The sequence below is a fragment of the Microcystis sp. M44BS1 genome, assembly GCF_020244875.1.
Classification (GTDB): domain Bacteria; phylum Cyanobacteriota; class Cyanobacteriia; order Cyanobacteriales; family Microcystaceae; genus Microcystis; species Microcystis panniformis.
The window spans coordinates 1-7,219 of the sequence record NZ_JADBVM010000340.1 but is presented as its reverse complement, the minus strand read 5'-3'; the positions used below and the strand labels follow the sequence as shown (position 1 = coordinate 7,219).

At 47.1% G+C, this 7,219-nt stretch carries 7 protein-coding genes; 2 read left to right on the top strand and 5 right to left on the bottom strand.

The features are described from left to right. From IM515_RS24900 to hslO, 3 genes are all read right to left on the bottom strand, one after another. On the bottom strand, nucleotides 1–73 hold a 73-nt coding region (locus tag IM515_RS24900; protein ID WP_152487306.1), incomplete at its 3' end, for a transposase DNA-binding-containing protein. 171 nt (nucleotides 74–244) lie between these two features. Then, nucleotides 245–2,200 (bottom strand): coiled-coil domain-containing protein, encoded by a 1,956-nt coding sequence (locus IM515_RS24895; RefSeq protein ID WP_287629412.1) that lies wholly within the window; start codon nucleotides 2,198–2,200, stop codon nucleotides 245–247. 63 nt (nucleotides 2,201–2,263) lie between these two features. Then, nucleotides 2,264–3,178, bottom strand: a complete 915-nt coding sequence (gene hslO, locus IM515_RS24890) for an Hsp33 family molecular chaperone HslO (protein WP_002770005.1) — start codon at nucleotides 3,176–3,178, stop codon at nucleotides 2,264–2,266. 84 nt (nucleotides 3,179–3,262) lie between these two features. Here hslO and IM515_RS24885 point away from each other — a divergent pair, with 84 nt between their 5' ends. Both IM515_RS24885 and ffh read left to right on the top strand, forming a co-directional pair. Continuing rightward, nucleotides 3,263–3,646 carry a hypothetical protein gene (locus tag IM515_RS24885; RefSeq protein WP_002786677.1) on the top strand — a complete coding sequence of 128 codons (384 nt, stop codon included), beginning with the start codon at nucleotides 3,263–3,265 and terminating at the stop codon, nucleotides 3,644–3,646. Between the two features lie 170 nt (nucleotides 3,647–3,816). Next, nucleotides 3,817–5,253, top strand: coding sequence for a signal recognition particle protein (gene ffh, locus IM515_RS24880; protein ID WP_002769994.1), 1,437 nt, complete (start codon nucleotides 3,817–3,819; stop codon nucleotides 5,251–5,253). A gap of 3 nt (nucleotides 5,254–5,256) precedes the next feature. Here ffh and thiL read toward each other — a convergent pair whose 3' ends face one another. Continuing rightward, nucleotides 5,257–6,225 (bottom strand): thiamine-phosphate kinase, encoded by a 969-nt coding sequence (gene thiL, locus IM515_RS24875; protein WP_287629411.1) that lies wholly within the window; start codon nucleotides 6,223–6,225, stop codon nucleotides 5,257–5,259. A 39-nt stretch (nucleotides 6,226–6,264) separates the two neighbouring features. Beyond that, a complete protein-coding gene (locus IM515_RS24870) occupies nucleotides 6,265–6,936 on the bottom strand; it encodes an MBL fold metallo-hydrolase (RefSeq protein ID WP_287629410.1) in 672 nt (223 codons plus the stop codon). Between the last annotated feature and the right edge of the window lie 283 nt (nucleotides 6,937–7,219).

The window sequence follows — 7,219 nt, the reverse complement described above, 5'->3', positions numbered from 1 at the left end:
TGATTAACCTTTTCTTTCTTCTGGTGTCCCCTAGGTCTGCATACTGTAATTCTTGGGCTGCCCATTTCTCCATTTTTTTGCTTACCTCCACCTTGATTCCTTCTTTCAAAACTATACCTATCAATCGTTTCCCCTTTTTTTTAGTTTCTTCTCTTTTTGTTAAGAAAGATCTGACTAATGGATAGCCTTATCAAGGGGGCAAGGGGTAGGGGTAATCCACGGCAAAAACAGCCCCTAAAACTGATTATTGACCCGGACTTGGTGCTTCTATCGGGTACTCTGGGGAAAGGGGAGTCGATTCAACTATTGGTGGTGGGGCCGGAGGTTGGAGAATATTGCGCCAGCCTTGTATTTGGGAGCGAGCCGAACTGTAAGCGGTACTTTCCGGGGATACGGATTCAGCAAGGCGAATAGCTTCCAGATAACTGCCATTATTAGCTTGGTCCGTGGCTAAAGACAAAAGCTGATAACTCCAACGTTCCAGCAATTCAGTCCGTTGCACACCCGCATCGGTTTTAGTGGAAATATTGGTAACTAAAGCAATCGCTCGGGTTAAACCTTCTGCGGTTCCCATCGCCGCTAATTGATTAGCCTGTTGGAGATTTTGACGGGCCCGCAACTCTCGGCGCCAACGACGGATATTTTGGGATGCTTCCGCGGAAAGAGTGCGACCAGGGGGAATTTGATTGGCAGTGTCGATCGCTGTGCTATAGTCTTTGAGATTGGCCAAAGCTTGAGCCTGATCTAAAATGGGTTGATCCTCCATGCGTTCAATCCGTACTTGCCAGTCGTCAATTTCCCGTTGGGCATCTCGGTATAAGGCCCGATTTTTACCAATAGCCTGCGCCTGAATAATAGCGTTACTGAGGGAATTAATATCGCCGGGGATAGCGATTTCCCGCGCCCGTTCTAAAATCGGCCGGTCTTCTATGACTTGTATTTGACGATTCCAAGAGCCAATTTCCTGCTGTGCTTGCGACCAGAGGGGATTATTACGGGGAACCTCGCCCGCTTTCGCGATAGCGGCGCTATACTGCTCGATTGTACCTGCTTGTGCTAAATCTCTAGCCTCGGACAGTATTTTTACATCCTGTACCTGTAACTGCCAGCGTTCCCTCATAGCTAGGGCCGTTTGATGGAGAGGTCGAGAAGCGTCGATTTGTTCTAGTCCCAGTATGCCGGCTTCCAATCCGTCCACCGTGCCGGCTTCCGCATCTAAGGCCGCTTCGGACAAGAGGGACCAATCGGTGACATCTTCTTTAATTTTGAGGCCTTTGGGGGTTTGGTTAGCCAAATCCCGGAGAGCTTGCCATTGCTTCCGCTCAATTAATCTTTCGGCGTATTCTTTTAGTTTATCCTCGGTTTTCCCGATTAATTTTTGGGACTCCTGATAGGCATAACTGCTGGCTTGAATTTTTCTAGCTTCTTCGATGACTTTCAACCAATTGTCGAGACCGCCCCGGGCAAAGAGATTAAAGGCATTATCTAATTTACTGCTATCTTCCCGGGCGACGGTAATTTTAGCGAGCGCTTCATTATATTTAACCGTTGCCCAATATTCGTTATTTAAGTTCAATAAATCCACTGCTAGACGGAAAGATTGATTCCAGTTGGAAGCGCGGAGATTTTCCTCTAGTTTGCTTAATATCTCGTTGCCTTCCGTCCAAGTTCCTTGCCACTTAGCGATTCTTTCTTCAATAATTGCCGCTACTGCCATATTATTGGGGATTTGACGAGTTTTAGCAATTGCTTGCTCTAAATTTCCCGCTTGATAGTCTTTTTCAGCCAAATTCAGGATATCTCGCGCCCACTCTTCCACCTGTTGATTAACTTGCGATCGCAAGGGATGGTCCTCGGGTAAAGCTTCCACTAGGGCAATTGCTGCGAGTAATCCTTCCACGGTACGACTATCGGCGGAAAGTTGAGCGCAGTAGAGACGCAGGGAGGCAGAAGCAATAGGCCAGAAGATTTTGGGGCAATTGGGCGACTTCTGCATATTTAATAACTGCCAAGTGGCGAGAAAGCCAACACCGCCAAAGACGACCACAAATAAAGCCGCCCAAACTTTCCAAGTGAAACGATGCTGGTATCGGGACCAAAAGAGAAAAAGAAAAGACTTAGTTTTCTCTGGCCAACGAGTCAGGGAGTCAATCGATTCTCGTTTGACTAGATTTTTGGTTAATTCTTTTCCTTTAAACATTCACGACTCCCTGACAGATATTTTAGATAGATTTTACCTTAATGGCGCTCATTGCCCGACTTCTCAGCAAGATTCAGCTTGTAGAGACTCGACTAATTCGATTAATTGTCTCTCGTTGGCACTATACACTTCCTGGCAAAACTCACAGATGGCTTCCGCTTGTTTATCCTTTTCGATGATGTCTTTTAATTCATCGACCCCGAGGAATTTTAAAGCTCCTAGGGCCCGTTCAAAAGAACAATCACAATCAAAACGCAGCATCTGCACAGCTGGAAAAATTTCTAGACCCATATCTCCGAGAAGTTCCTGAAAAATATCTTCTAGACCCTTTCCTGCTCGTAAAAGAGGCGTAAATCCCGTTAATTTTCGCAATCTCGACTCTAAACGAGCCACTAAGACCTCATCCCTGGCGGCCTCTTTCGAGAGAACTTGTAATAAAATTCCCCCGGCAGCCGTTACTCCTGTGGTCGTACCGACAAAAACCCCCACTTGCAAAGCGGAGGGAATTTGTTCGGACTGGTCCAGGTAGTAGGCGATATCTTCCCCCACTTCCCCAGAAACTATTTCCACGATGCTTTCCTGAAGTTCATTTCTCTCCTCACCTTTTTCTTCCCGCAAGACTCGCACATAACCCTTGTTACCCACGGCGCGACCCACATCTAATTTACCCTTAGCATTGGGGAGTAATTCCACCTGGGGACAGTCCACATAACCCCGCACCGTGCCATCGAGTCCAGCATCAACTAAAACACCGCCTAGGGGACCGTCGCCTTTAATGCGAATATTGACCCTAGAACCGGGTTTTTTTAAACTGGAAGCCAAGAGTAAAGCCGATGCCATCGTGCGACCGAGAGCGGCAGTGGCTACGTTAGATAATTTATGTCTTTGGCGAGCTTCTTCGGTTAAACGAGTGGTAATCACTCCTACTACTCTAATTCCGCCATCGGCGGCCGTGGCGCGGATTAATTTATCTGCCATACTACTTACTGTTATCCTTGGAAAACGCTGTCCCGATTTTTAGTTATTCTTTAACTAACTTAACAAAAATTATCAGACAACAATATGTTCGGCAATTTTCAACAAAGTCAGCTGCGTATCGAAATCTCGGCCAGTGAAGAGGCTATCCGGGATAGTTTACTCAAAACTGCTCATCTCCGTCAATGGCTGTGGCCGCAAATGCTGTCGCCCAATCTACCCGATAAATTAGAGGAAGGTTTGACTTTTACCTCTTGGTTAGGTTTAATTCCCGTACAACATCAGGTTTTATTAGCCAATGACCAGTGTTTACGCTTGCTTTTGAGTCAAGGTATCGATGGCTATCACGAATGGTATTGGGGTGATGGTTGGTTACAATCGCGGTTAGAAGGCATTTCCCTCCTTCCCCTCAATCTCGGTCAGACTCTCAGTTTATTAAAATTACGACTATTTCTGAGCAATCAAAAGTAAATCCCACTTTAAAAACCCAATTATGGATTGTCTCTCCCCGCTGCTCACTCTCCTACACCGGGAGATTGGCCGCACCATCCAAGTCCAGGACTATTGACAGGCTAAGAACGGGGGTCTTCACCGGACATTTGAGATAAAATCGATCTAGTTAAAAATTTAATTCCGAAACTATGTTCGACGCACTGGCCGACCGCTTAGAAGACGCATGGAAAAAATTACGAGGTCAAGATAAAATCTCCTCGGCCAATATACAAGAAACCCTCAAAGAAGTCCGGCGAGCTTTATTAGAAGCAGATGTTAACCTACAGGTAGTCAAGGGATTTATTGCTGAGGTCGAGAAACAAGCCCTCGGCGCTGAAGTTATTTCCGGAGTCAATCCCGGCCAGCAATTTATCAAAATTGTCTATGATGAATTGGTCAAAATTATGGGGGAAAGTAACGTCCCCCTAGCTCAGGCCGATAAACCCCCCACCGTAATTTTAATGGCCGGGTTGCAAGGGACGGGAAAAACCACCGCCACCGCCAAATTAGCCCTATATCTCCGCAAACAGTCCAAAAGCTGCCTGATGGTGGCCACCGATGTTTACCGTCCGGCGGCCATTGACCAATTAATCACCCTCGGTAAACAGATAAATGTTCCCGTCTTCGAGATGGGTTCTCAGGCTAATCCCGTCGATATCGCCCGTCAAGGTGTGGAAAAAGCCAAAGAATTGGGCGTAGATACGGTTATCATCGACACCGCCGGTCGTTTGCAGATAGATACCCAGATGATGGGCGAACTAGCACAAATCAAGAAAATTGTCAACCCCGACGATACTTTATTAGTGGTGGATGCGATGACTGGTCAGGAAGCGGCCAGTCTTACCAACACTTTTCACCAACAAATCGGCATCACGGGGGCAATTCTCACCAAACTCGATGGCGATACTCGCGGTGGTGCGGCCCTATCAGTGCGGCAAATATCGGGACAACCGATTAAATTTGTTGGGGTTGGGGAAAAAGTAGAAGCTTTAGAGCCATTTTATCCCGATCGCCTTGCCAGTCGCATCCTCAATATGGGTGATGTCCTGACCCTAGTGGAAAAAGCTCAGGAACAGTTAGACCTAGAAGACGCGGCCAAAATGCAGGCCAAGATTTTAGAGGCTAAGTTTGATTTTAATGACTTCCTCAAACAGATGCGGCTGTTAAAAAATATGGGTTCCCTGGGGGGAGTCCTCAAGTTAATCCCCGGTCTGGGCAAACTGAGCGGGACAGACATCGAAAAGGGGGAAAAAGAGTTAAAACGCACGGAAGCGATGATTAATTCCATGACCACGGAGGAACGCGCTAACCCCGATTTATTGGCTAAGTCTCCTAATCGTCGTCGTCGCATTGCCAAGGGTTCGGGACATCCGGAAACAGAAGTGACCAAACTAATTGCTAATTTCACCAGAATGCGAACGATGATGCAACAGATGGGACGGGGACAAATGCCCGCTATGCCGGGGATGCCCGGGATGGGTGGCGGAATGTTTGGGGGTGGCAATCAACCGGGGTTCCGCGGTCAAGGTGGCAGCCCGAAAAAACCGAAGAAAATCAAGAAAAAGAAAGGTTTTGGCGATTTATAGAGGCTAAAAATGTTGAAAGCCAGAGCTTAAACTGAGTTTTCTCCCGTCGGCTAATTTTATCTCTTTCCCCGGGACAATTTGACCGATTATCGCCCCCTCTTCCCCCACTTGCTCCAGCAATTCTCTGGCACTGTCCGGGGGTAAACACAAAACTAACTCAAAGTCTTCACCGCCGTATAAAGCCCATTCTAGAGCTTTTTCGGCTCCTACATATTCTTTCAGGGTTGGATGCAGGGGAATCCGCTCGATTTCGGCACCAACCCCACTACAGCGACAAATTTGCATGATGGCATCTGCTAACCCGTCACTGCTATCCATGCCCGCGATGGGAAATTGCTTGACAATTTTTTGTAAATGTGGTATGCAATCGAGTCTCGGTCGCGGGCGTTGATGAGCTTGGATTAATCGCTTTTTTTGGGCGGAATTTAAATTCCTCCCGGTTTCAGGGTGCAAGAGTAACTCTAATCCAGCCCGCGATAAACCGTGATAACCTGTAATAACGATACTATCGCCCACTGTTGCATTAAAACGTCTAATTTCTTCATTTTTTGCTACTTGTCCCAGGGCGGTGATGCTGATGTTAATCTCCGTGGCCCGACAGACATCACCACCAACGATCGCCGTCTGATATACTTGCAGACAAGAGCTAAGACCCCGATAGAGTCCTTCTAGCCAATCGATGGCTAGATTGGGAGTTAAAGCCAATCCTACCGTAATTCCCAGGGGTTCTGCCCCCATAGCCGCTAAATCGGATAAATTAGCCGCCGCCCCTCGCCAGCCCACATCTTCGGGAGAGGTGGTAAGATCGCTAAAGTGGACGTTATTAACTAAAACATCAGTGGTGACAACGAGAGAGTAACCGTCTTTGAGGGATAAAATCGCCCCATCATCACCGATAATCTCCGCAGGACAATATTTTTGCAGAATCGGTAGCAATCCCTGTTCACCCAAGTCTTTAACGGTTAAATTCATAATTTCTGGGAATTGAACGATGCAGCTTCTAAAAAGTCTTTAGTTAAGAGGATTGGCGCTGATTTTTTCGTAGGCGCGATCGATAATTCCCCGACCGCGCAAAAAGCCGGTATTAGCTCCCGGACAAAGATAGGAGAGGGTTTCCGGACTAAAACGGTCTAAAATGGCCTTTTGCGATCGCAATTGCCGCGGCCAGTGGAAAGTTTTAGCGGTCTGTAGAGGTCGCGGTTGACCCTTGGTGTCGGGGAGAAGATGACGACCGGTAAATAAAACCCCCCCGTGACGGTTCCAGTAGAGACAGGAGGAACCGGGAGAATGGCCTGGAGTCCAAAAACCGCTACAAGTGGGAGATAACTGGATTTGTTGCTGAAAAACGGTAATTTGACGGTGAGGAAGCAGATAGGCTTCCTGTTCCTGTAGAATAATCTCACAATCAAGTAAACTTTGCAGAGAATCGCTCTGTTTACCCTGACCCCCGCGATGGGTAAAAAATAAGTAACGGACTCCCTTTTCTCGGAGAAAATCCCGCTCGCTCTCCTCACAGCCAGGACAATCCACCAGAATATTACCAGTATTTTCTACAATAAGATAAGAGGTTCCCCCTAGGGTTTCCCGATTAGGCGAGAAAGCGTATAAACCTTCTAAAATTAATCGAGGGGGTTTTGTAGTTTTGCTAACCTCTAAAGGAGACGATTCGGTTTCCGATCGCATGGTTTGCCTATCCAAATCACAATCAATGCGGTTTATAACTTAGCACGATCGGTCACTAACCCAGCCATAAAAGCGACGGGGCTTGTCTAAACCAATTTAGGCGACGCAAGTAGAGACTACCGCATCGAGACACAATCTGGCACAGACCTCCGAATGCTTCCCTAGTTCGGATTCTCTCTAAGCTTTATTGGTAAAGCGTTGTTAGACAAGACATCTTGATTGTGTTGCGGTAAGGGACTTTAACTTTACTCTTAAGGATTATCTCCATGGCAAGAGTTCCTGT